The sequence below is a fragment of the Paenimyroides viscosum genome, from assembly GCF_003858535.1.
Classification (GTDB): Bacteria; Bacteroidota; Bacteroidia; order Flavobacteriales; family Flavobacteriaceae; genus Flavobacterium; species Flavobacterium viscosum.
Window position 1 is genome coordinate 462 of the sequence record NZ_RQTJ01000075.1, and the last position, 1,516, is coordinate 1,977.

The window sequence follows — 1,516 nt, forward strand, 5'->3', positions numbered from 1 at the left end:
CGTAGGTATATACGTAGTAGAAGATACTTTTGCCCAGAAACGTACTTGCTTTGTTCCATTTCCTAAATTAACCGTTTCCGGTGAAATTAACTTTAAATCACCTGTTGAAACCGGCATATATACGTAAAAACCATTACCTGTACGTCCGGCAGTAGTAGTTGTATAACCATACCCAGAATGATTATCTAAATATGTCCAACATGAAGGAACAGTGTTGTTTGTAGAGCTTCCTGTAGATGTGCTATTAAAATCTTCGTAGAAAACACCAACTGCACCAGGTTGATTTGCAGAAATAACATTTGATATCGCATTATTATTGCTGTTTGTACATGTTACAACAAGTCTATAATCAGTAGGAACTACTTGGTTAGTTACACTATAATTCATCGTAGTAGCCCCAGGAATATCAACAAAGTTGTTAGCGCCAGTGTCAGAACGTTGCCATTGATATGTGATACCAACAGCTAAAGTAGCACCGGATACTGTTAAATTAACATGTTGAGAAGAACAAATTCTAGTTATTGTTGAAGCGGTACCTGCTATTGGAGTTCCAGAACATGGCGTAGCAGACATCATATCGAAACCTAGATGGACTTGTCCATCTCCTGAAGACCCTGTTAATGCTGCAGGAACGCCCCAAGTTCTCCGACTACCATTTGATGTATGTTGCCACATTCCTATTCCAGAAGTATATCCTTCTTGACTTACTTCAATTATTAGGTTGTCTGTACCATTCCACAAGAAAGGTGTCTGTAGCATCACTTCAAACCAATTTCCTTGAGCAAGAGCAGGATACGATGCTGAAGGTGAAAAATAACAAGACTGTAATCCTGTAACAAAAGTTGCGGTAGTAAGGGATTGGGTTGTAGTACCAATATTTACTCTTAAATTGGTAAAAGTGGAAGCTCCAGAAGTAGCACCCACTCTAAGATAAATTTTATTTATAAGCCCTACAGATGGTGCAGGTGTAATTTCTGATGGAAGATACAACCATTGCACCCTATTAGAAGTAGTACTACTTAACGGGAAACTGTTACTGCTAGTAGGCACATGTACTGATTGAAACATTGGTGACTGTGCGTATACGCTAGTTGATAACCAAGAAAACACAAATAATAAAACAATCAGTAAATGGTTATTTAACCACCGTACTTTAAGTCCTGAATGTTGAGTAATTTTTGTCATAAAATATATTTATATAATTAGTCATTTAAGCCATAAACTTAATATTTTTTATTTATTTATATATCTATATTTTAATTTTTAACACATGGTAAAACTTCACATTACATTTTTAATCGTTTTTACCTACATTTTTGAAATAAAAAAAGCGGCAAAGTTTTCACCTCGCCGCTTTCTATTAATTAATTAATTATTTATTATTGTTTAAATTAATTATTTTTTAACAACCTTTACAAACTGTGATGCTTTAGCTGTTTCAATCTTAACTAAATACGTTCCTGAACTTAATCTTGATAAATCAACTTTTACTTCGTTTGATTGGTAAGTACTACTT

2 protein-coding genes are annotated in these 1,516 nt (G+C 34.4%); both read right to left on the bottom strand.

Annotated features, from left to right (window positions below):
• Window positions 1–1,185 (bottom strand): hypothetical protein (locus tag EG242_RS14720; RefSeq protein WP_203227748.1); only part of this gene is annotated, 1,185 nt, incomplete at its 3' end.
• Between the two features lie 210 nt (window positions 1,186–1,395).
• The coding region (locus tag EG242_RS15270) for a T9SS type A sorting domain-containing protein (protein WP_148090587.1) at window positions 1,396–1,516 on the bottom strand (121 nt) is incomplete at its 5' end.